Genomic DNA, 22,654 nt, shown 5'->3' on the forward strand with positions numbered 1-22,654 from the left:
TTACTTCGTTACAAATTTTAATCCTACAATTCCAACTACAATTAGTCCTATAAAAAATAACCTCCAGAACTCACTCGATTCCTTAAAGATAATCATACCTAATATTGCTGTCCCGACTGCGCCGATACCAGTCCATACAGCGTAGCCCGTTCCCACAGGCAAATCTTTCAATGCCTGTGAAAGCATAGTCATGCTTATTATCAAAGTAATAATGGTGAAGGTTGTCCACCAATTATTTTTAAAACCGTCAGACTGTTTTAAACCTACAGCCCAACAGACTTCAAACAAGCCGGCAATTATCAGGATGAACCAGGGATTCAATTAAATAAAATTTAATTTTTTATAACTCTCTCTTTAGAGCTTCTCTTTCAATTTCCAACTGCTTCAGTCTTCTTTCAATCTTATCAAGTTCTTCGGGCATTGAGTCAATTTCTATTCTTAACTTCGATGCCGATTCATCAATCAAATCAATTGCCTTATCCGGTAAAAATCTATCGGCAATATATCTATCCGACAACTGGGCAGCTGCTACAATAGCTCCATCAGTTATTCTTACTCCGTGATGCACTTCATATTTTTCTTTAAGTCCTCTTAAAATTGAAATAGTATCTTCCACATCAGGCTCTGCAACAAATACAGGCTGAAATCTTCTTTCTAGCGCAGGATCTTTTTCAATATATTTTCTGTATTCATCTAATGTTGTTGCGCCGATTGCTCTCAGGTCCCCTCTTGCAAGAGCAGGTTTTAGCATATTTGATGCATCCATTGAGCCTTGCGCTGCGCCTGCACCAACCATTGTGTGAAGTTCATCAATGAATAAAATTATTTTTCCGTTTGATTCAGTTACTTCTTTCAAAACTGATTTCAATCTCTCTTCAAACTGTCCTCTGAACTGCGCCCCAGCAATCAATGCTCCCAAGTCCAATGCAATAATAAGTTTATCTTTTAAGCCGTCCGGAACATCTCCCTGAATTATTCTATGTGCAAGTCCCTCTGCAATTGCAGTCTTACCAACTCCCGGCTCACCAATGAGAACGGGATTGTTTTTTGTTCTTCTTGAAAGCACCTGAAGCACTCTTCTGATTTCTTCCTCTCTCCCGATTACAGGGTCAAGTTTTCCCTTCTGAGCAAGCTCGTTTAAGTTGCGCCCGTATTTTTGTAATGATTGATATGTATCTTCAGGATTTTGTCCCGTAACTCTTTGCGTTCCTCTTATATCTTTTAACGCTTTCAATATTTCATTTTTTGTTGCTCCGTTAGAGCTAAGTAATGCTGCAACAGGAGATTTTTTATAATCTGCAAGTCCTAATAATAAATGTTCAGTTGAAACATATTCATCTTTTAAATTCTCAGCTTCCTTTGCTGACATTTCAAGAACCTGAGTTAAGTCGCGTGAGATTCCCTGATTACCAAATCCGCTGCCTGTAACTTTGGGAAGCTTTTCTAAAAGCTCACCGACTTTTATCTGAATATAATCTTTGTTCATTCCAAGTTTTTGTAAAATGGAAGGAACGATGTTTTCTGAATTTTGAACAAGAGCAGCAAAAAGATGTTCAGGCTCAATTAACTGATTTGAATAGTTAGAAGCAATTTCAGTTGCTTGCTGAATTGCTTCCTGCGATTTTGTTGTAAGTTTATTAAAATTAAATGCCATACGTGTACTCCTTAGTTTATTCCTTAACAACAAAAATGCTTTCGTTGTGAAGGAAAATCAAGATAAAATAACATGCAAAATCTTTTTCAATTACAACTTTAATGCAGGATAGTTAATTTATAAGTTCTATGGTCAATATTTTAGTTGTAAGGCAGAAGAATAATCAGCTCGGCGATACGATTTGTACGCTGCCAATGTTTTATGCATTGAAGAAAAAATTTCCGGAGTCCCGTATTACATTATTACGCGGACCTGTAAATTACGATTTGCAATATCAGAAAGTAAATCCGCATCTTGATGAAGTACTGGTTATTGACAGACAGGCTCCGTGGAAAGAAAAAAAAGAACTGGTTAAGGTTTTACGAAGCAGAAATTTCGATTACGGAATTGTGCCTTCAACGCTGGAACTTTCAACAACGGCACATATTGTTAATTATTTATCAGGAGCAAAGAAGAGAGTAGGTTTATCATATCAGAATGATGTAAAAAATCAATTTGGATTTTTGCTAAACGTAAAAAAGAAATTTGACTGGGATGCAAGAAATGTAAGCCAGGCAATGAGAGCAGTAGAAATTGTTGAACAGATAGGATGCAACATCTCACAAAAAGAAATTGATGATATTACCTTAGCTTTAGTTGAAAATAATTTGAAGTTTGCCGATGAATTTGTAAAAAATAATTTTGACAAGAACAGGTTATTGATTGGCATTCATCCGGGAGGGAAAATGGCAAACAGGTGGGCTGCAAAGAATTTCGGAAAAGTAATTGAGCAGCTCGAAAAAGAAACCAATGCAGAATTTTTAATTACATCGGGAGACATAGATAAAGATATTGTCGGAGAACTTGCGGGAATTTTAACTGAAAAAAATATAAAGTTTGCGATAGCGCAGAGCCTTGATATAAAAGATTTATCTGCAGTGATGAGAAAGTTTGATTTGTACATAAGTAATGATACAGGGATTTTACATCTGGCTTCATTGAATAAAGTACAGACAATTGGTTTGTTCGGACCGACAAGCAGTAACGAATGGCGGCCGATAGGAAAAGATACGGTTTGCATTCAATCCCCCACTTTGGATATTAACGATTTGAAGCCGGAATTAGTACTGAACGAAGCACATAAAATTTTAAGAGTTAAGAATTGAAGAAAGAAGTATTATTGGCGGAGTTTAATAAATCACATACGGAGGTATTGCACACGCAGATATTGTTCTTTCTCCAAAAAAATTACAAAGTTAACCTTTGGATTAACCATGAAGCAGAGTTTGAAGATAATTATGAAGGTAAAGTAAAAATAATTCGTGAAGACACAAAAATATCTTCGTTAAATATTGGGTTACTTTATAAGATTGTAAGATTTGTTCAGAGAAACAAAATAAAAAAAGTAATTTTAAATACTGCTCATGGTATATTGGTAAGGAATTTATGTTTATTATTGATGAACAGTAAAGTTGAAGTAATAGGGGTAATTCATCAGGCACATAAGCTTTTAAAGAGCAGTACGCAAAGAATAATTTCACGAAAAATAAAAAAATATTTTGTGCTTAATGATTATGTTAAGGAATTTATGGATACGAAGACAAATAAAGCTTACAACATAAATGTTTTTTATCCCATTTTTTTTAATACTAAAAATTCATCAAATAAAAATAACAACTCAAAGATAATTATTACGGTACCGGGAAATGTTATACAAACCAGAAAAGATTATGTTTTCCTTGTAAAAAGTATTTTAAAATTAAACGATGAATTAAAACAAAAGCTACAGTTTATTTTTTTAGGTACAACTTCCAAAAATGAGAGCGCAGAAGTGTTGGAATTAGTGAGTAAAAATAAAATAGATGAAAATTTGTTAAGGATTTACAAAAAACATGTAAGTGATGAAGAATTTAATCATGTACTTCAGCAATCGGATTACATATTGCCGTTGATACATCCTTCAAGTAATTCGTACAATGAATATCTTTCGACGGAAATTTCCGGAGCATTTAACACTGCGTTTGCATTTAAGAAACCGTTACTGATGTTTGAAAGTTTTAATAAATTTGAGGACTTTAAAAAATTTGCACTGTTTTATAACGAGAAAAATTTCGTTCAGCTTTTAGAGAGATTGATTAAGGAAGATTTAACTAAAGAAATAAAAAAGAATTACGAAAATTATAAAAAATTCAATTTGGATTTTCAGACTGAGAATTATATAAATTTTATTGAAAGCTGATATGGCGAAAATTTCCTGTGTAATAATTTGTAAAAATGAAGAGCGTAATATCGAAGCCTGCCTGAAAAGCATCAGCTGGACAGATGAAATTATTTTAATCGATGCTGAAAGTACCGATAAGACAGTTGAGATAGGAAAAAAATATACGGATAAAATATTTATACGTAAGTGGATAGGATTTTCAGACCAGAGAAAATTCGGATTGGAGCAATGCACCAGCGAATGGATTTTACCAATGGATGCCGATGAAAGATGCACTGAAGAATTAAAGAAAGAAATTCTGGAAATAATTAATTCAACCAGTACAAAAGAAAACGGATTTAAAATACCTCGAAAAAGTTTCTACAGAAATTACTGGATTAAATACTGCGGTTGGTATCCGGGATATCAGCTAAGGTTATTTAAAAAAGAAAAAGCATCAGTTACGGACAGGCTTGTTCACGAAGGGTATGTTGTTGAAGGTGAGACCGGTGTATTAAAAAATGACATACTGCATTACACTATAAGCTCTATTAAAGAGTACATTGGAAAAATAAATCAGTACTCAACTCTACAGGCGATTGAAAAAAGTAAAAGAGGTCCCGTGGGATTCTGGGATGTAATACTCAGACCTCCCGCTGCTTTTTTATCTGAATACATAGGTAGAAAAGGATTTCTAGACGGCATTCCGGGGATTATCATCTGCCACTTTAACATGATTACAAACATTCTGACTTACACAAAGATATGGGAGATGCAAAACTCCCCCGATAACCATGGAGATAAATGATATTGTAATCTGTCCCAATTGCAAAAGCAATTTGCACGTCGAAGATGCAAAGTATGTTTGCGCAAATTGTAAATCACACTATGAAATTGTATCAAACATTCCTGTTTTAATTTCACATCAGAATTCATTTATCGATAAAGAGCAAAAAAAACTTGCGGATTACTTTGATTTAAAGTATGCGAAAGATGAAGATCCATGGGACTATGAAAGCAGTGCTGCGGAAAAAATGAAATATGAGTTTGTTACCAATCTTATAAAGGAATTAAATCCAAATATAAAAACAGTTCTTGATGTTGCATGCAGCTTCGGTTATTTAACAAATAAACTATCGGGGATAAGTGAAAATGTTATTGGCATTGACGTTTCAATCCATGCTTTAATGAAGGCGAACGAAAAGTATAAAAAAGAAAATATTACATTTATCTCAGCAGGTGCAGAGAATATTCCTTTTAAAAATAAAACATTTGATGCCGTGATACTTTGTGACGGACTTAACGGTATGGACTTAACAGGAATTCACAGGGAAAATGCTGTAAAAGAAAGTCTGCGTATTCTTAAGGATGACGGTTATACAATTTTTACGGATTACCTGAAACCAAATCAGTTTGAGAGTTACATAGATTATATAAAGAAAAGTGATTATGTAATAAAAGATGTATATTACCTCAATGACAGGCTTTGGTACAAGCTTAAGTACAGTTTCAATGCTTTTAAAGATAATTCGTTATTAAAAAAATTCCTTTCAAGTATGGGAGTCGGCAAGACTCTTTCTAAAATCTCCTCTCTTTTTGGTAAAAGCGGTTCCAATCATATTTGTATAGTTGCAACCCGAAAATAAGCCTTTTTTCATCTTATTTACCTTTAATAAACTTCGGCAAAAAGTTATATTTGTAGTTACAATTTATTGAAAATGCTATTAGGTGACTCCGTACAGATAAAAGAAATAAATGAAATTATAAAACAGGTTGCTCCGACTGATGTTACCGTTTTAATAACCGGTGAAAGCGGGACAGGCAAGGAAGTAGTTGCAAAGGAAATTCATAAAGCAAGCAAACGAAAAGATAAGCCTTATATAATTGTAAACTGCGGCGCTATTCCTGAAGGAATTATAGAAAGCGAGTTGTTCGGGCATAAAAAAGGATCTTTTACCGGAGCAATAGATGACCGTAAGGGTTACTTTGAAACAGCGGATAAAGGCACTATTTTTTTAGATGAAATTGGTGAGATGCCTTTAGGTACTCAGGTAAAGTTACTCAGAGTACTGGAGACAGGTGAATTTTTACCTGTCGGCGGAAGCAAACCAATTTTTGTTGATGTGCGGGTTATTGCTGCAACGAATCGCGACTTGGCGCAGGAAGTGTCTTCAAAAAATTTCCGCGAAGATTTATTCTATCGATTACGTTCAATAAATATTTTTATTCCACCGTTAAGAGAAAGAAAATCAGATATAAAAATTTTACTGGATTACTTTACCAAGACTTACTCTGAGAAAAACAATATTCAGTTCAACGGATTTACCGAGGAAGCGTGGGATTACATAAATAACTTTCCATGGCAGGGAAATGCAAGAGAGCTTAGAAATTTCAGTGAAAGTATTTTAGTCCTTTATCCGAATAAGACCATTACTCTAGATGAAGTAAGAAAGCAATTGCAGGCATATAATATAAACGGAAATGATAATCTTCCCATGATTTTGAATGTTCCGCCGAAGAGAAATGAAAATGAGTTTTTATTCAGAGCACTGCTGGAAATAAAATCTGATTTGATTGATATAAAGAATGAGCTTCGCAAAAGAGAAATAGAAGAGATAAAAAGTGAAATTCGAGAAGATGATTTTGTAATTCCGAAAGATAAAGCAATGGGAATGACTTTAGATGAAGTTGAAAAAGAAGTTCTGGAATATCTGTTAAAAAACAATTCATGGAATATTGAAAAGGTATCTTCTATCTTGAATCAGAGTCAGAGAAATATTTATAATAAGATAAAGAAGTATAAAATAGAAAAGGTTTACAATTAAAATTTATTTCCGATATATTGCATTATTTACAGGTGTAGTTTACCTATGGAGTTTCTGGGGCTGCGGAGCATACGGCTTCAGACCTAAAAATCCGCCGGAAGGAATTCACACAATCTACGTTCCTGCATTTGAGAACACCAGCGGATTTTCAGAGGCAAATATAATTGATAATTTTACATTCAAGCTTAAAGATCTGATCACAAGAGATAATACGTTTACTTTAACCGATGAAAAGAAAGCAGACGGTTCAGTCAGATGCGTTATAAGCGGAGTTAAAGATGACCCGTTGGTAATCAGCGGCAACGAAACTGTTACTAAGAGAAAAATAACTGTAACAGTCGATGTAACTTTTAAAGACTTAAAGAAAGATAAAGTAATCTGGACCAAGTCATTGAGCAATTTTGGCGAATATAACTCTTCAAATTCCGGATTTTCAGAGAGAGATGCAGGACTTCAAAGCGCTATTGATAAAATCTCCAATGATATTTTAATTGAACTAACTTCAAACTGGTAAACATGAGTTTAGAATCTACTATTCTTACAATCTACATAGTTTCGCTTTCGGTATTATTTATATTCGGCTCGCACGGGTTTATCATGATTTACCATTACTTCAAAACCTACCACAAAAGAACTGAAGATTTAAACGAAGAAGATTTTGACTTAAAAGAATTTCCTCTTGTAACAATACAAATCCCGCTATACAATGAAAAATATGTAACGAAAAGACTTATCGATGCAGTCTGCAGAATGGAATACGATAAAGATAAGCTTGAGATACAGGTGCTTGATGACTCCACCGACGACAGCGTCGAATTAACAGCTCAAATTGTTGCAGATAAAAAAGCTGAAGGCTACGATATAAAACATATCCACAGAACTAACCGACAGGGTTATAAAGCAGGAGCATTAAAAGAAGGTCTTGCAATTTGCAGCGGAGAGTACGTTGCTATCTTTGATGCTGATTTTATTCCCCGAAGAAAATTTTTAAAAAGAACTATTCCCTACTTTTATAAAGAAGAGAAACTCGGGCTTGTACAAACAAGATGGGAGCATCTTAACAGAGATTACTCACTCATCACAAAAACTCAGGCAATTGCTCTTGACGGTCACTTTGTTATTGAGCAGGCTGTAAGAAACAGAGCAGGATTTTTTATAAACTTCAACGGCACAGGCGGCATCTGGAAAAAAGAATGTATACTTGATGCAGGCAACTGGGATGCAGATACTCTCACTGAAGATTTAGATTTATCATACAGGGCACAAATGCGCGGATGGAAGTTCAAGTACCTTGTGAACTTCACTTCACCTGCTGAGTTACCGGCTGATATTTCAGCTTTGAAGTCACAGCAATTCAGATGGACTAAAGGCGCTATTGAAACAGCGAAGAAAATTTATCCGAGAGTATTGAAGTCAGATTTACCTATGAGAATAAAGATACAATCGTTCATTCATCTTTGCAGCAACCTTGCTTACCCGTTTATTCTTATAGCAGCCTTATTAAACTTCCCTATTCTTTTAATAAAGCTTACCGGTGAATATGAAACTACGTTCAAGTTTATGTCCATATTTATTTTTGCATTCGTAAGTTCGTTCTTATTCTACATGTACTCGCAAAAAGATGTTTACAGTGACTGGCAGGAGCGCATAATTTTCTTCCCCGTATTTATGGCAGGAAGCATGGGACTCTCCGTGAATAACACTAAGGCAGTATTCGAAGGGTTATTCAATATGAAAAGCGAATTTGTAAGAACGCCCAAATATAAAATTGTTTCCAAAGAAGATACCTGGGAAGATAAACAATACATTGCCAAAAAATTACCATGGACAGTTTACGTTGAAGCATTCATGACTGTATATTGTTTCTGCGGAGTAGTAGCAGCAATAGCCACTGCGCAGATTGCAGCTATACCGTTCCAGATGATGTTTTTCATGGGGTTTGCATTTACATCGGTACTCACAATTCAACAGGTAAAAAAAGCAAACAGACTCGCTAAAAAAAGATTAAAACTACAAACTGCATAACTGATTTAACTTGGATACAGGAATAAATAAATATGTTTATGAACTAAAGAAAAAGCTCGACGGGAATTTCTTATCTCCGTTATTTGTCCGTCTTGCAAATCTTTTTTATCTCAATGAGGAATATGAAGAATGCATTGAACTGTGTAAAACCGGATTAAAAATTTATCCCGATTATCTTACAGCCAAGCTTGTTCTTCTGAAAGCATTGCTTAAGATGGAATACCTTACAGAAGCGGAATATCTTTTTGATGAAATTACTCCAAAGATAAAAGGGATGGAAATTCATTCTACCTATGAAAGAATTTTCACTGAGCTCAGGAAATTATCCGGGCAGGAAAAAATTTATTACCCGCTGGAAGTAAAGAACAAGATTGATTTCAAACTATTTGAAAGCTCTTTTGATATCAGCAAATTTACCAATGAAAATTTATCGCTGGAAGAAATTATTAACGAACCTGAAATAGTAAAGTCAGACGACTTCATTGATAAAGAAAGCTTCGGAAGATTTTTAAATGAGTATGACTCACTTGAAATCACAGCTAAGCTGAATGAAAAGAACGAAGACTTAAAAGTTATAAATCAAAATCAGCTGAAGTATTACAAGCTTAAAATCATTACTGAAACAATTGCCGACTTATATGCGAAGCAAGGTAACTTCAGAGAAGCATTTGAAGCATATAATATTTTATTAAAATTAACACCTACCAATCAGGACAGAATCAGCCAGAAAATTTTTGAGCTTGAAAGAATAATGGCTAATAAGATTAACTAATAGTTTACAGATATATTTTTCTAATAGCAAAAGCCCGGGAAGGAAAATAAACCGGGCTTTTTTATGCAATTAACCAATACAACCAAATCTTAAACCATGAATTAATTAATGATCATCAGGAACACCGTTTTTATCGTCATCTTTGAAAGCTTTTCTGAATGAATTTTTCAGGTTATCATCAATTTCATTTTCATTTCCGGAGTCATTCGGATTCAAATCACCGCTTCCATTAGTAAACCATTTTAGCTTATCAAATAAAATTGTCAGATTAGATTTTGACTGAAGAACTAATGGTGTAGTCAAATTCATTACTATGTTAATCGTCTTTTTAGATTTGTAAACAAACGATGTCCCGTTATATGTACCCTTCACAATAAATGAATACCTCTTGTTACCGCTTGAGCCTTCTCTGAAATCAGGGTCAGGAATTGTTTCGCTGTCCTCAGGTTTATGCAGTTGAAACTTTATTTTTTTGTATGTTCCTGTCGGAATTACACCCGATGTCATTACTTTGTTTATTCCGGCAACATCAAGCTGGACTACAATCGGTCCTGCTTTTACCTGCCTTGATGCGCTGTCAGTTTCGACTTCAATCTCAGTCAACAAACCTTTGGCTTCTGTTATTACTATACCCGAGTTATCGCCAAGGTTATCTGAAGATTGAACACTTAAAGAAATGTTGTCGCCATCTGTTCCGGTGCCCGTGCCGGTTGTAGATGTTGTGACGGGATTGTTATTGCAGCCTGAAAGGAAAAACAGCGCACCGGCTAATAATGCCATTACCAATGTTAACTTTGCCATCTGGGTGGTGAATCCCTGGGAGAGTCCTTGATTGATTGCTTTCATGTTGGTTTAGTTTAGTTTAGTTTTTAATTAAAATTTATGTCGTAGCTTGAACTACAACAAAAATGTATAAACTAAAATTAAATGTCAATACCTTTTGAAAAAAAAAATTGAACTGACGGGTTTTTGACGGATTCTTCATTTCAGTGCCAAATTTCAAGTTTCAAGTTTCAAATTTTTCTTGTGAAAGTCACATTATTGTCACATTCTTATAATTTCAGATTTCAGATTTCAGATTTCAGATCTTGAATAGTCGCATTAATGTCACATTTTCTTTTCGCCGCTTCACTGCTCACTATTTCGCCATTTGAAAAGTTACATTATTGTCACATTTTGGTTATTAAAATTTGTGTAAAATTTTTTCAAAAAAGTCGGGAAATAGTCGGGTTTTTCCCGAACAATTTTACATCAATATTCGCTGTGTAACATTTTTGTCACATTTTTATTGAAACAAACTACTATAATAAATTAAGAAATCACTCCCAGAAATCAAAGTTGTTCTTCCCTATTCCTGCTAATAGGTAACTTTTTTTTACTTATTACAGAATTGAAAAACCTCTGACAAATTATTATTATGAAAAAAATTTTACCCCATGATAATTGCTGTAAAGTGTCCTTCCTGTTACGCAAATCTCAGGATACCGGATGACGTAGAATTTGTAAACTGCGAATTCTGCGGAACTACAATAAAGGTAAGAGACGTTATCAGAATCGAAACAGATTACGACGTTCCCGAATGGCTTAAAATTGCCGACAACGCCTACAAAGGTGAAAACTACGAGGAAGCCTACGAGTACTATAACATGGTGCTTGAAAAAGAATCTTTCCGATGTAACGCGTGGATTGGCAAGGGGCTTTCAGCGGGGCGGTTATCAGAAGAAAGTGAATTAAGATTTGATGAAATGATTCAGCTTGTAAACTATGGTCTCGGAATCACTGAAGAAAAAAATAAAGAGGCTGAAAGAGTTGCAGCAAAAAAAGAAATGCTTTCAATTCTTCAGGATTATTTCTCTCGAGTAAGAAAAGATAAATTTGATGATAAATCGGACTTCGATGACTATGCAAAAGATAACTCTCCTTTTGTTAAGGGATGTGAAAAAGCTTATAAGGATTTTTTTACAAATGATATGACTTTCACAAAGTTTTATTGTGAGGTATTAAGAAATTTTCTTCAGAAGAATTATGAATCTGACGGAGAGTCCAGAACGCTGATACAGCTAAAAGAACCGCAAAAAACTGAATACCTGAATAAGCTTAGGACTCTGGAAAACTGGCTGAAAATGATGGACTCAACTTATATCAGTTTTGATGATTCTGAAAGGAAAAATAAAACCGTAAAGCTTATCGTTACCGGTTCAGCACTTATTTTAATCGTATTAATTGCTGTCTTCGGATTCAAATATTTCCAAAAAATATCTGATGAAAATAAAGCTAAAGTTACTGAAGAACGAACTACTTCATCTAATAAACTTCCGGCTAAAGACTATGAAATTATAAGCAAATCAGCTAAGAATAAAAAAATTATTTATACTATTCTTACTGAAACTGAATCATTAGATAATGTAAAAGATTATGCAGACGCAATTATAAAAAAAGATGAATCGCAGGCGCTTACGATTACTATTTATTTTTTATCTAACAGAGCTGAAGCATCAGAGTTAGGTGGGAAAGATATTCCACTGAATAAAAATCAGGACCAAATGCCCGATTCCTTTTCGGCAAGAGTAAAGTTTACAAAAGGCAAGAATAAAAAAGAATTACACTATTATTCTAATTCTAAATTGATTTCTGAGACATATTAAAGCAGTAAAATGCATTATTTAAGTGATTGATAAGCGTTTTTATATTGGGTATTTTCATATTTGTTGTGCAAAAGTTCTTTAATTTTTTCTGTAACACATAAGGAGAGTTGCTCGAGTGGCTGAAGAGGCACGCTTGGAAAGCGTGTATAGGGTCAAACTTATCGAGGGTTCGAATCCCTCACTCTCCTCAAAATCCTAAGAGTTTTGTTCGCGGATAGCGGACAAATTCCTTTCCTTTTCTCTCTGCCCGCTCCGCTTCAAAGAAATAATATATCCTGTTAACAATTAAACTAATAATTATGGATAAAGAATTATTACAAGACTCCCTGGGCTGGGGCTTTATTCTTTGGCTGATTGGTTATGTGTTAGGCATGACATTATTTTTTGTTGTACCAACTTATGCAATAGGATGGGTCATAATGCCTGTTGCGCTTGCTATTACTCTGTGGGTTTTATTTAAAAGAGTAAAAGCTGATACAATTCACCATTATATAATTATTGCTTTTGTCTGGGCATTCATGGCAATTGTCCTGGACTTTTTATTTATAGTTAAAGCTCTTAACCCTCCCGACGGTTATTACAAAACAGATGTTTACATCTACTATCTTCTTATGTTTTTCCTCCCCTTAATAGTAAGCACACAAAAAATAAAGAAGCATGGTAATATAACAAGACATTTACATGTATGAGTTAATTTTGCGTTCATAAAAAAATCCGTTCAGATAACTATCCGGACGGATTTTTTATATTCTAAAAATTTAGTGAAATTTTAAAACTCAAAATATCTGTTCTCTAACTCTACATACAACTTGTAGCTTGCATTACCTTCGGAAGGCTTTACCAATATTTTATATTCTCCGCTTTCTGTAATTTCACCGGTAAACTCTTTTGTTTTATTGCTGTCAGCCATGTTCTCCAGAGATTTTTCAGTCTTATCTTTTATAACACTTATTTCAGCATTATCCTTAACTGAAGTTATTGATACCTTCAAATCCTGATTTTTTTTGGCTCTGAAAATATAAGTATCTGTATCTCCCCCTACAACTGCTCCGTTAAAAATAAAAGATGATTTTCCTTTTTCAAATTTAATTCTTTTGTAAATGCCATCTGCATTCAGCAAGGTAACTGCCGTAAAGAAAATAATAACTGCCAAAAATATTTTTTTCATTTCTATTAATTAACTTTATAAATTCAATCAGCTCATTAGCAAGCTTGAAATAATTAACGATTGATTTGTAATAAAAGTTTTAAAATATTAAAATGAATAGTGCAATAAAAAATCCGTTCAGAAAATTATCTGAACGGATTTTATATGTTTAACTTTTAATATAAATATTACTGATTAATCTACACCAACATTAAGTGTGTAAGAACAATTTCCTCTGGTACCGCCTACGATTATTTTATAATCGCCGCTTGAAGGAAGAGTTCCCATAAAGCTTGTTGCATCGTCACCGTCAGCTGCGCCTTTTAGATATTTTCCTGTCTTAGTATCTTTTACCTGGAACACTGCATTATCTTCAGCAGATGTGATTGTTATCGTCATCGTCTGATTTTTACTTGCCTTGATTAAATATGTGTCTCTGTCGCCTCTCACAACTCCGCCTTCATACGTTGCAGCTGACTGGCCTTTCTGGAATTTAATTCTCCTTGTTATGCCATCTGCATTTACAAGTGTAGATACTGCAAAGAAAAGTACAAAGAACAATATTAATTTTTTCATATGGGGTGGATTTATTTTTTTATTTAATTTAATTAATCAATATTAAATTTTCCATTGGTAATTATTGCAACTTCTTCACCTGACTGTGTAAATCCTTTTACATTAATTTCAGGCGAGCCAATCATAAAATCAGTATGCACTAACGAATAATTGCATCCGCCTTTTTTAAGCTCTTCGTTGCTTGTTAGCTCCTGTCCGTTTGAAAGGCATGATGCAAATCCCCTTCCTAGCGCAATGTGACATGCAGCGTTTTCATCGTAAAGAATACTATTAAAGATAAGACCGCTCTCATAAACTTTTGAGTATCCGTCAACTAATGCAACTTCACCTAAATATGAAGCGCCTTCATCTATCTTGAAATATTTTTCAAGAATCTCAACATTGTTATCCGCGCCGAAATTTACAACCTTACCATCTTTGAATTCAAACCAGATACCGTATAACTGAGTTTCAAGAACTTTCACCGGCTTTGTAACTCTTGCCTTACCGTTCACTCTTCTGAAATCAGGTGTAGTAAACACTTCTTCAGTCGGTAAGTTAGGAATAAATTTTCTTCCGTTTGCAGATGTGGTAAATCCGCCTTTCCATACTGAAGTTGTATTTATACCGACTTCAAGCTCAGTTCCCGGAGCAGTAAATACAAGTTTATCTAATTTTAAATCCGTAAGATGTTTGCTTCTTCTTACCAGAGTATCAGCGTGAGTCTTCCAAGCTTCAACAGGGTCTTTTGCATCCAATCTCATAATCGGAATAATTTTTTCCCATAATTTTTGTTCTGCTTCTGCATTAGCATCTGTATTTAAAATTCTGCCTGCCCAGTTTACTCCCGGAACAGCAGCAATAGTCCAGACATTTTTAAAGCTTGTTAAGCTCTTTGATAAATGCGCATAAGCCTGATGCTCTGCCTTTGCCATCATTTGAAATTTTGTAGAATCAGAATCTTTCAGGACATCAATTTCTTCAGTGTTATCAATTTTAATTGTTGCCCAGTCATTTGCAAGCAGTTCGTTTGCTTTTGTTAAAGCAAAGTTAGGGATGAACTGAAGGTCAGCTTCGTGCTTGTTGTTATCAATTCTGAACTTTCGCATATAGTCTGAGCCTAGATTTAAATCAACGAACTTTGCTCCGTTTTCATAGGCAGTTTTACCGAGAAGCAAACCAAAATCAAAATTTCTTACACCGCAGTTTATTACAAGCGATTGTCCCTCATACAAGTTCACTCCTGCCTTGATAATAATATCGCAGTATTTTTTAAGATATTCTTTATTCATTATAGTAGTTAAAGTTATTAAATAATTTATTTGTTATTTTTTTCAGGCATTACATCTTCCATTATAAGTCTGTACTCCATCATGGGAGCGTTATCCTTATAAAATTTTAGAACTCCATTGGATATTTTATACTTATTAGTCATTTTCAGATCGTTATAAATTGCTATATCAAGCATATCATTATCACAGGCAATTTTAGTTGAAACAAAATCACTGAACGAAATATCATTACCATTCAGATTCATTTTTCCCGAGAATGTATTGCATCCGTCATTACCGTAAACTTTTCCTTCAGAGATATTGAAGGTTATATATGCTTTTGTATCACCGACAGTTTTTGTTGTACCGTTTTGAATTAATGAAGTAAGCGCAAATTTTCTTTTATCTATTTCTTCACTTTCAATTTTCAGTTCATACTCAAGCAGAAGTTTTTTTCCTTTGTAAAACTTAAGTGTAGTGCCGCTTACTTTATATCTGTCTGCTTTATTTAAATTAGACGGAATGTAATTCCAGATTTTATTATCTGGACATGCCATCTGTGTCGAGCCGAGATTACCAAAACTTACTTTTGAATTATTGAATTCAACTCGTCCGAAAAAAGTATTGCAGCCGTCGTTTCCGTTAACTCTGTTCTCATCAAGATTGAAAGTAATAAATGCTTTCGTCTTTCCTATATCATTATTGAACGAACCATCCATATCCAACCCTGTCAGAACATAATTTTGTCCGTTAAGCGCAGCGTAGTTTTTATCTGAGATAACCATTGTTGGCTTTTTGCTCAGAGTTTTTATCAGAGTGTATTCATAAGTTCTGCCTGCTCCCATATTGTCGTTGAGCTTTTTGGAAACTAATAGCTCATATTCATATCCTTCTCTATATTTAAATCCTTTTATCTTGCCGTATAAATTGTGCCACTCTTTTTCGTTCTTCTGTTTATATAAAAGGCAGTCGAAAATCTTTGTATCTTCACAGGTGGATTTTCTATTCGCAATAACAAGAGTATCATTTGGTAAAGTTTTACTTAATATCTTTATTAGTTTAAAATATACGGATGGATTATTTGCGGGTGAGTTTTCATAAATACCTTTTGTTACCAGCAGCTTATAATTATATCCTTCTTCCCAGCCTGTTTCTCTGTTAAAGCCGTCAATAGAAGCAACGAAGATATCGTAATCTTTATTAGGTGAATCCTTTATCTGAAAGCACTGTACTTCCAGCATGCCTTTGCATCTAATCATTTCAGGCGCGACATAAATCGTCATTTCCTGAGCCCAAAGGAAATTACTTCCTATCAATAATAAAAAAACAAAAATTATTTTTCTCATAAATTTACGGTAAAATAAATTCAACATCCTTACAATATACCAATGCTGAATTTTATAGTTAATTCATTTTTCTTTCCAAATTCACGAAGAATAAACCTAATTATTTAATGATTAAATATAACAAAAGGGATTTTTCTTGAATTGTATAAACACGACATATTGGCTATTTTTATAAGATTGTAATTTCCGGAGAAGTGGCAGAGTGGTTGAATGCGCTGGTCTCGAAAACCGGTATTGTGCGTAAGCGTAATCGAGGGTTCGAATCCCTCCTTCTCCTCAATCACAATCACCTATTATCAAATCAATTTACAAACATCTCAATATATATTTAATCAACAATGGCTAAAGATAATTTAAGTAAGATAGCGAAGCTGCTCGGAAAATCGGTTGACGATTTCAAGAAAGAAGTAATAGCAGATTTTAAGTTAGCGAATGAAAGCAGGCAGGCAAGTTTACTCGGACGAAAAGAAGTTTTAACAGGTAAGGCAAAGTTCGGAATTTTCGGCGACGGAAAAGAAATCGCACAGATTGCTATGGCTAAGGCATTTAAGAATGGTGACTTCCGTTCAGGTTATTACCGCGACCAGACATTTTGTTTTGCAACGGGTATTTCAAATGTAAAAGAATTTTTTGCTCAGCTATATGCAGACCCGAGCATCGAACGCGAGCCTGCATCAGGCGGACGCTCAATGAACGGTCACTTTGCAAATAGGCTGCTCGATGAAAACGGCGAATGGAAAAATTTAATGGAGATGAAAAACACATCTTCAGATATCTCCCCTACTGCAAGTCAGATGGTGCGTTTGGTTGGATTAGCATATGCATCAAAGTTATACAGAGAGAATCCCGATTTACACAGCATGACAAATTTTTCCGATAAAGGGAATGAAGTTGCATTCGGTACAATCGGTAACGCAAGCTGCGCTGAAGGAATGTTCTTTGAAGCATTGAATGCAGCAGGTGTGCTCATGATTCCAATGGCAGTTTCAATCTGGGATGACGGCTACGGAATTTCTGTTCCTGCAAGATACCAGATAATGAAGGAAAATATTTCAGATATGTTAAGAGGATATGAATACAATGAAAAAGAGAAGAAGGGATATTATTTACATACTGCAAAAGGATATGATTATCCTGAGCTGGTAAAGATGTACGTTGAAGGAATTGCAAACGTAAGAAAAAATCATATACCCGGAATTTTTCATATTACAGACGTAACTCAGCCGCAGGGACACTCAACTTCGGGCTCGCATGAAAGATATAAAACAAAAGAAAGACTACAATGGGAAGCTGACTACGATTGTATTTTAAAAATGAAAGAATGGATGATTGAGAATGCAATTGCAACAGAAGAACAATGCTCTGAAATTGAAAAGAACGCTAAAGACTATGCACGCGATATGCAGCAGGAAGCATGGAAAGAATATTTATCTCCTATAAAAAAAGACAGAGATGATGTAAGAGAAGCAATAAAAGGAATAGCAGAAGGCAGCCAATACAAAGATGCATTATTAAAAATTGAATCTGCGTTAGACCGCTCGATTGATAACAACAGAAAAGAAATTTACAAAGCGATTTACGATGTGCTGAGAATGACTAAAGATGAAGGAAGCTCTTTCAAAGGCAAGCTCATTGCATTGAAAAATAAATTTGTTGAAGAAAACGGTGTACGATATAACGATACGCTTTATAGCAAATCGAAAGAAAGCGCTATGAACGTAGAAGAAGTGAAGCCTGTATTTTCCGAGGAATCAAAAACAATGGACGGGCATCAGATTTTGAATCACTTCTTTGATATAATGTTATCACGTGACCCAAGAACATATGCAATCGGTGAAGATTTAGGTTTCATCGGAGACGTTAACCAGGGAATGGCAGGAATGCAGACCAAGCACGGAGAGATAAGAGTTACTGATACGGGTATCCGAGAAGCTACAATCATCGGGCAAGGTATCGGCAGCGCTATGAGAGGACTCAGACCGATTGTTGAAATTCAATATCTGGATTACTTGCTCTATGCAATGCAAATTATTTCTGATGACCTTGCTACATTGCAATATCGTTCAGCCGGCGGACAGAAAGCTCCTGTAATTATAAGAACACGCGGACACAGACTTGAAGGCATCTGGCACTCAGGCTCGCCGATGGGTTCTGTGATTCATTTATTCAGAGGACTTTATGTTTGCGTACCAAGAAGTATGGTGCAGGCAGCAGGATTTTATAATACACTTTTAAAATCAGATGAACCGGGACTTATTGTTGAAAGACTTAACGCATACAGATTAAAAGAAAAATTACCGGATAACATAGGTGACGTCTGCGTACCTATGGGTGTTCCTGAAACATTAATAGAAGGCGATGATGTTACGCTCGTTACATACGGCTCATGCATCGATATTGCAAAAGATGCAATTGCTAAGCTGAAAGACGTTGGTATTTCAGTTGAGTTAGTTGATGTGCAGACACTTTTACCGTTTGATATTAATGCAAAAATTGTTGAGTCATTACAAAAGACAAACAGAATTGTATTCTTGGATGAAGATGTTCCCGGGGGAGCATCGGCTTACATGATGCAGCAGGTAATCGATAGAGATAAAGGATACAGATTCCTTGATGCGCAGCCGAAGTGCATAAGCTCACAGCCGCACAGACCTGCATACGGAACTGACGGTGATTATTTCTCAAAGCCAAACTCAGAAGATGTATTCAGGTGTATTTATGAAATGATGAACGAAGCAGACCCGAAAGCATATCCGATATTTTATTAGTAAAAAGTAGTTTGTAGAAAGTATAATGTAATTATAAAGAGCCCATTCAACATTTTGACTGGGCTTTTCTTTTGTGGATTGGTCATTAGCTCCTATTGGTATTTCTTATTGTCTTGAAGACCAAAACCACTCATTGTAAATTTATATAAACACAGAAATAATTCTCAAGAAATATCTATCATAGGGCAGCAGCTCGATATAGATATCCTGCCCTTCATAGAATTCAAAATTATAGTAAGTAAATTAAAACTCCTTCAAAGAGTTAGCGCAGAACCATTAAGTTCTTTAACCCATAACTTTAATAAAAATGTTATGTCACTGCATCACTTTGAAAAGCACTTGAACAAAGCAAATGAATTCATAAATACCCTCTCTGAAAATCTTGGGATTGAAGATAAGGAAAAAGTTTACCGTATGTTTAAATCCGTTCTTCATACTTTAAGAGATAGTATTACACTGGAAAATTCATTGCATTTTTTAGCTCAGCTACCGTTTATTCTGAAAGCAACCTATGTTGATAACTGGTCGCATAAAGTTAAAAGAATAAAAATAAAACACACAGAGGATTTTGTAAAACTTGTTAAAAGAAATGACGGTAAGGCATTTGATTACGATTTCCTCAGTGACGGTGAAGTTGAGCGCATCTGTAAAATTATTTTTTCTACTATTGGTGATTTTATTTCGGAAGGTGAAATGAACAATCTTAAATCGGTTCTGCCCTCTGAAATAAAGCAGCTTTTCGATAGTGAACCTGTATTGTTGTAAAATATTCTTAACTAAATTCCTTCAATAAAATCCCCCTGCTCCATTGGTACAGGGGGATTTTAATTTATAAAATTTTTATATTTAATTTTTCTGAGCAGCTACTCCATCAAGAATTGCCTCAATAAGAACATCTGTATTTATATCACTAAGATTTTTAAATTTAATGGCATAACCGCTAAGGCTTGCTTTGCCTAATTTTTTTCCATACGTTTGCGCCAGATATGTTTTATCTTTTATGCCGAGTATGTGTACAAAAACACCTGAAGTATTTCCTCCCATGCCAATCTGAAGAACCTCTCTTGTTTTTCCGTCAGCATATTTCATTGTATGAGAGCCGTATCCTATAGTGGGATTGGCTATAATTTCATTCTTCTCGTTTTTACCATCAGAGAACCACAGTTTACATCCCGGTAAAGCTTGCAGGATGAGCTTGTGCAGGTTTTGTATATCGCTGCGCTTTGGTTCCGGCTGGCTTACAATATACGCTTTGATTTGCTCTTCTACTTTCATTTTATTTGAAATTAAATGATATGATTGCTCTATTGAGTTATGAATTTAATATTAATACTCTTAATTCCTTAATTTAAGGATTTCGTCAATTTTTTTCACCAAGAATTTTTTACCGAAGAAAGGCAGCTGTGATTCAATTTCTTTTTTTAATAAACTCAGACTATCTTTATCGTTATCCAGTTTGTACTTTACCAGCTTTGTGAAGTATTTTATGTAATCCAGAAACGGCTGTGCCCTTGCCATATCATCTTTTTTCCCTCCGGTTAAAAATTTCTTAGTTGTTTCGCATGCATTAAAAAATGATTCATAATACTCCAGTTCATAGCAGCATATTATGGCAAGACCTTTCACATCAATCTTAAAGAAAAAGCTGTCTATGACTGAGTTAAAATATTTATTGAATTCAATTGTACTGGTCACTTCAAAACATTTCTTATAATTCTTCTGAGTAAAGTATATCATGGCATCGGAATATTTCTTTATGTGTTCTTTATCCCCTGTTTTAACCTTGTCAAAATATTCGTCCCGGAATTTTTTCATAAATTCAGGCTTCTCAAGTCCGGAAGACATCAATATAACGTTCCTGTATGTATTCAAATCCAGTTTACCTGTTACACCGTCAACCAGAACATTATCCTGCACCATATTTTTGTACAGATTAAAATTCTCAAGATTGTAATTAAAATTGTGATTACTTCTGGATAAATGACAAATCAGCTGCAAAATTGTATAAATATTTTCCCTGTCAGCTTTATTGATAACTGAATGATTATCTCTGAACAGCTTATATGTTTTATGGTATAATTTACCGTTTGAATTATCATCTAATGCTTCCAGCGCTGAAAAATAAATTTTGAGTAATGGAGTATCACTGAACATTTTCATCTTATCTCTGAAATAAATAAGAAGAAGATTCAATAATTCTTTATCGAAATCCCTGCCGCGGTTATTATAGTCCACATAAAAATTAAATATACCTGCGAAGTATTTTATCAGGAAATATTTTACCAGATTTTTTTGCGCTTCTTCACGGAACTCATCGTATAATCTTTCATTGGAGAATAGCCCTATTTTAAACTCGCTCAGTCTGAATTTTTTTATTAAATAATTTTCATCAATACTAGTCTCTTCATCCAGTTTTTTCTCAAAGGAGTTAATTTTTTTCGTCATCAGACCGAAAATTTTTCTTTCCTTCATAGATGCAATGAGAGTTTCGTCATAAGTGTCATTTGACTGCAGGTAAGTAACTGCCATAAAATTTTCTGCAAGTTTGGAGAGTTCGAATATCAGATTTTTCAGCACTCCGTAATTGAATGATTTGCCGGGATAAAGTTTACTCCATACCTTTTCTTTTCCCAGCATCTCGTTGGTAAACTCAGGGGCAAATTTTTTTATAATTAAAAAAAGTTTAACTGCATTGGAATTTTTATTATGAAACGGTGAGTGTAGAAATTCTTCAAAGGAAATTAATTCTTTCTTTGAAAAAGTTCTTAACATCTCCAGAAGTGAGCTTTTATGCATAATCAGGGGGTGAAAGTTCTAAGGCAAAAAAGTTAATTTTTGCACCAAATTCAAGCAATTTATTAATATTAGCATTAAAACCGGATGTGAAAACAAAAAAAAAGTTTCTTTGTTTCTCATTCAGGTTAAGAATAATTTTGCTTTAAGAAATTTTTAATACACTAAAGCGAAAATTAAAGCGAACAATGAAATCTCCAATCCTGCACTTAACAGTTTTACTTTTAATCTTCACAGGCAATTTGTTCTCTCCTGCAGTAGCTCAGAATCAAAACACTGAAAATTTTTCCGGTCTTGAAGGGAAAAAATGTAAAATTCAGATTGTGAACAAAATTAAGTTCACTGAAAAGAAAACTGATGTACTGACTTTCTCCTTAAATGATTTTAATTCCGAACTTTGCAAAAACGGTGATATGAATTTAATTTTTAAAAACATTTTTGCTGATAAAGGTATAAAATATTTTTTACTTGAATTTAAATCAGAACATAACCAAAGAATCATGTGGGAAGGACAAATTGAAAAGAATAAACTCAACGGCACGATGACTTTCATTAACGGAAATAAAATTCCTATATCATATTTGTTTGAAGGGGAAATTTCAAAATAAATAATCATAGGCGGACCCTGCTGTTACCGCTTTACAGCAGGAAAGCCGGAGGGTTAGTATTCATTA

The 22,654-nt window shown here is 34.4% G+C and carries 22 protein-coding genes and 2 tRNA genes; 15 read left to right on the forward strand and 9 right to left on the reverse strand.

The window, feature by feature from the left end:
• Window positions 1–321, reverse strand: a complete 321-nt coding sequence (locus JST55_15650; GenBank protein ID MBS1494947.1) for a multidrug efflux SMR transporter — start codon at window positions 319–321, stop codon at window positions 1–3.
• A gap of 19 nt (window positions 322–340) precedes the next feature.
• Complete coding sequence (locus JST55_15655) at window positions 341–1,654, reverse strand: AAA family ATPase (GenBank protein ID MBS1494948.1); 1,314 nt, start codon at window positions 1,652–1,654, stop codon at window positions 341–343.
• A gap of 128 nt (window positions 1,655–1,782) precedes the next feature.
• Here JST55_15655 and JST55_15660 point away from each other — a divergent pair, with 128 nt between their 5' ends.
• The 8 genes from JST55_15660 to JST55_15695 all read left to right on the forward strand — a co-directional run bounded on the left by JST55_15660 (window position 1,783) and on the right by JST55_15695 (window position 9,455).
• The gene (locus tag JST55_15660) at window positions 1,783–2,799 is read left to right on the forward strand and encodes a glycosyltransferase family 9 protein (GenBank protein MBS1494949.1); all 1,017 of its coding nucleotides are present in this window, start codon (window positions 1,783–1,785) and stop codon (window positions 2,797–2,799) included.
• Window positions 2,796–3,872 (forward strand): hypothetical protein, encoded by a 1,077-nt coding sequence (locus JST55_15665; protein MBS1494950.1) that lies wholly within the window; start codon window positions 2,796–2,798, stop codon window positions 3,870–3,872. The genes JST55_15660 and JST55_15665 overlap by 4 nt, the downstream gene beginning before the upstream one ends.
• A gap of 1 nt (window position 3,873) precedes the next feature.
• Window positions 3,874–4,641, forward strand: coding sequence for a glycosyltransferase family 2 protein (locus JST55_15670; GenBank protein ID MBS1494951.1), 768 nt, complete (start codon window positions 3,874–3,876; stop codon window positions 4,639–4,641).
• Complete coding sequence (locus JST55_15675; GenBank protein MBS1494952.1) at window positions 4,628–5,479, forward strand: methyltransferase domain-containing protein; 852 nt, start codon at window positions 4,628–4,630, stop codon at window positions 5,477–5,479. Before JST55_15670 ends, JST55_15675 begins: the two co-directional genes overlap by 14 nt.
• A 72-nt stretch (window positions 5,480–5,551) precedes the next feature.
• Entirely contained in the window at window positions 5,552–6,658 is a 1,107-nt protein-coding gene (locus tag JST55_15680) for a sigma-54-dependent Fis family transcriptional regulator (GenBank protein ID MBS1494953.1), read from the forward strand.
• Entirely contained in the window at window positions 6,654–7,172 is a 519-nt protein-coding gene (locus JST55_15685; protein MBS1494954.1) for an LptE family protein, read from the forward strand. The genes JST55_15680 and JST55_15685 overlap by 5 nt, the downstream gene beginning before the upstream one ends.
• Window positions 7,173–7,174: 2 nt before the next feature.
• Window positions 7,175–8,683: a glycosyltransferase family 2 protein gene (locus tag JST55_15690; protein ID MBS1494955.1), complete on the forward strand. Its 1,509-nt coding sequence runs from the start codon at window positions 7,175–7,177 to the stop codon at window positions 8,681–8,683.
• 10 nt (window positions 8,684–8,693) lie between these two features.
• The gene (locus JST55_15695) at window positions 8,694–9,455 is read left to right on the forward strand and encodes a hypothetical protein (GenBank protein MBS1494956.1); all 762 of its coding nucleotides are present in this window, start codon (window positions 8,694–8,696) and stop codon (window positions 9,453–9,455) included.
• 105 nt (window positions 9,456–9,560) lie between these two features.
• On the opposite strand, the gene JST55_15700 is transcribed toward JST55_15695, so the two are convergent.
• On the reverse strand, window positions 9,561–10,301 hold the full coding sequence (locus JST55_15700) for a hypothetical protein (GenBank protein MBS1494957.1): 741 nt from the start codon (window positions 10,299–10,301) through the stop codon (window positions 9,561–9,563).
• A 590-nt stretch (window positions 10,302–10,891) separates the two neighbouring features.
• Between JST55_15700 and JST55_15705 the strand changes: the two genes are divergently transcribed.
• From JST55_15705 to JST55_15715, 3 genes are all read left to right on the forward strand, one after another.
• Window positions 10,892–12,100 carry a hypothetical protein gene (locus JST55_15705; GenBank protein ID MBS1494958.1) on the forward strand — a complete coding sequence of 403 codons (1,209 nt, stop codon included), beginning with the start codon at window positions 10,892–10,894 and terminating at the stop codon, window positions 12,098–12,100.
• Between the two features lie 101 nt (window positions 12,101–12,201).
• A tRNA-Ser gene (locus tag JST55_15710) sits at window positions 12,202–12,288 on the forward strand.
• A 111-nt stretch (window positions 12,289–12,399) separates the two neighbouring features.
• Complete coding sequence (locus JST55_15715; protein ID MBS1494959.1) at window positions 12,400–12,789, forward strand: hypothetical protein; 390 nt, start codon at window positions 12,400–12,402, stop codon at window positions 12,787–12,789.
• A gap of 80 nt (window positions 12,790–12,869) precedes the next feature.
• Here JST55_15715 and JST55_15720 read toward each other — a convergent pair whose 3' ends face one another.
• From JST55_15720 to JST55_15735, 4 genes are all read right to left on the reverse strand, one after another.
• On the reverse strand, window positions 12,870–13,268 hold the full coding sequence (locus JST55_15720; protein MBS1494960.1) for a hypothetical protein: 399 nt from the start codon (window positions 13,266–13,268) through the stop codon (window positions 12,870–12,872).
• 174 nt (window positions 13,269–13,442) lie between these two features.
• On the reverse strand, window positions 13,443–13,823 hold the full coding sequence (locus JST55_15725) for a hypothetical protein (protein MBS1494961.1): 381 nt from the start codon (window positions 13,821–13,823) through the stop codon (window positions 13,443–13,445).
• 32 nt (window positions 13,824–13,855) lie between these two features.
• Window positions 13,856–15,094 (reverse strand): aminopeptidase, encoded by a 1,239-nt coding sequence (locus JST55_15730; protein MBS1494962.1) that lies wholly within the window; start codon window positions 15,092–15,094, stop codon window positions 13,856–13,858.
• Window positions 15,095–15,120: 26 nt separating this feature from the next.
• Entirely contained in the window at window positions 15,121–16,419 is a 1,299-nt protein-coding gene (locus tag JST55_15735) for a DUF4377 domain-containing protein (GenBank protein ID MBS1494963.1), read from the reverse strand.
• A 188-nt stretch (window positions 16,420–16,607) separates the two neighbouring features.
• Here JST55_15735 and JST55_15740 point away from each other — a divergent pair.
• The 3 genes from JST55_15740 to JST55_15750 all read left to right on the forward strand — a co-directional run bounded on the left by JST55_15740 (window position 16,608) and on the right by JST55_15750 (window position 19,952).
• A tRNA-Ser gene (locus tag JST55_15740) sits at window positions 16,608–16,696 on the forward strand.
• A gap of 61 nt (window positions 16,697–16,757) precedes the next feature.
• Window positions 16,758–19,187 (forward strand): transketolase, encoded by a 2,430-nt coding sequence (locus tag JST55_15745; GenBank protein ID MBS1494964.1) that lies wholly within the window; start codon window positions 16,758–16,760, stop codon window positions 19,185–19,187.
• A 339-nt stretch (window positions 19,188–19,526) separates the two neighbouring features.
• Complete coding sequence (locus tag JST55_15750; protein MBS1494965.1) at window positions 19,527–19,952, forward strand: DUF2267 domain-containing protein; 426 nt, start codon at window positions 19,527–19,529, stop codon at window positions 19,950–19,952.
• 81 nt (window positions 19,953–20,033) lie between these two features.
• Here JST55_15750 and JST55_15755 read toward each other — a convergent pair whose 3' ends face one another.
• Both JST55_15755 and JST55_15760 read right to left on the reverse strand, forming a co-directional pair.
• Complete coding sequence (locus JST55_15755) at window positions 20,034–20,462, reverse strand: DUF1801 domain-containing protein (GenBank protein MBS1494966.1); 429 nt, start codon at window positions 20,460–20,462, stop codon at window positions 20,034–20,036.
• 60 nt (window positions 20,463–20,522) lie between these two features.
• Window positions 20,523–21,983, reverse strand: a complete 1,461-nt coding sequence (locus tag JST55_15760) for a hypothetical protein (GenBank protein ID MBS1494967.1) — start codon at window positions 21,981–21,983, stop codon at window positions 20,523–20,525.
• A 185-nt stretch (window positions 21,984–22,168) separates the two neighbouring features.
• On the opposite strand from JST55_15760, the gene JST55_15765 reads away from it, so the two are divergent.
• Complete coding sequence (locus JST55_15765) at window positions 22,169–22,588, forward strand: hypothetical protein (GenBank protein ID MBS1494968.1); 420 nt, start codon at window positions 22,169–22,171, stop codon at window positions 22,586–22,588.
• The last annotated feature ends 66 nt before the right edge of the window (window positions 22,589–22,654 follow it).

It is taken from the genome of Bacteroidota bacterium, assembly GCA_018266835.1.
In the GTDB taxonomy this organism is placed as follows: Bacteria; Bacteroidota; Ignavibacteria; order Tepidaquicellales; family Tepidaquicellaceae; genus JAFDZO01.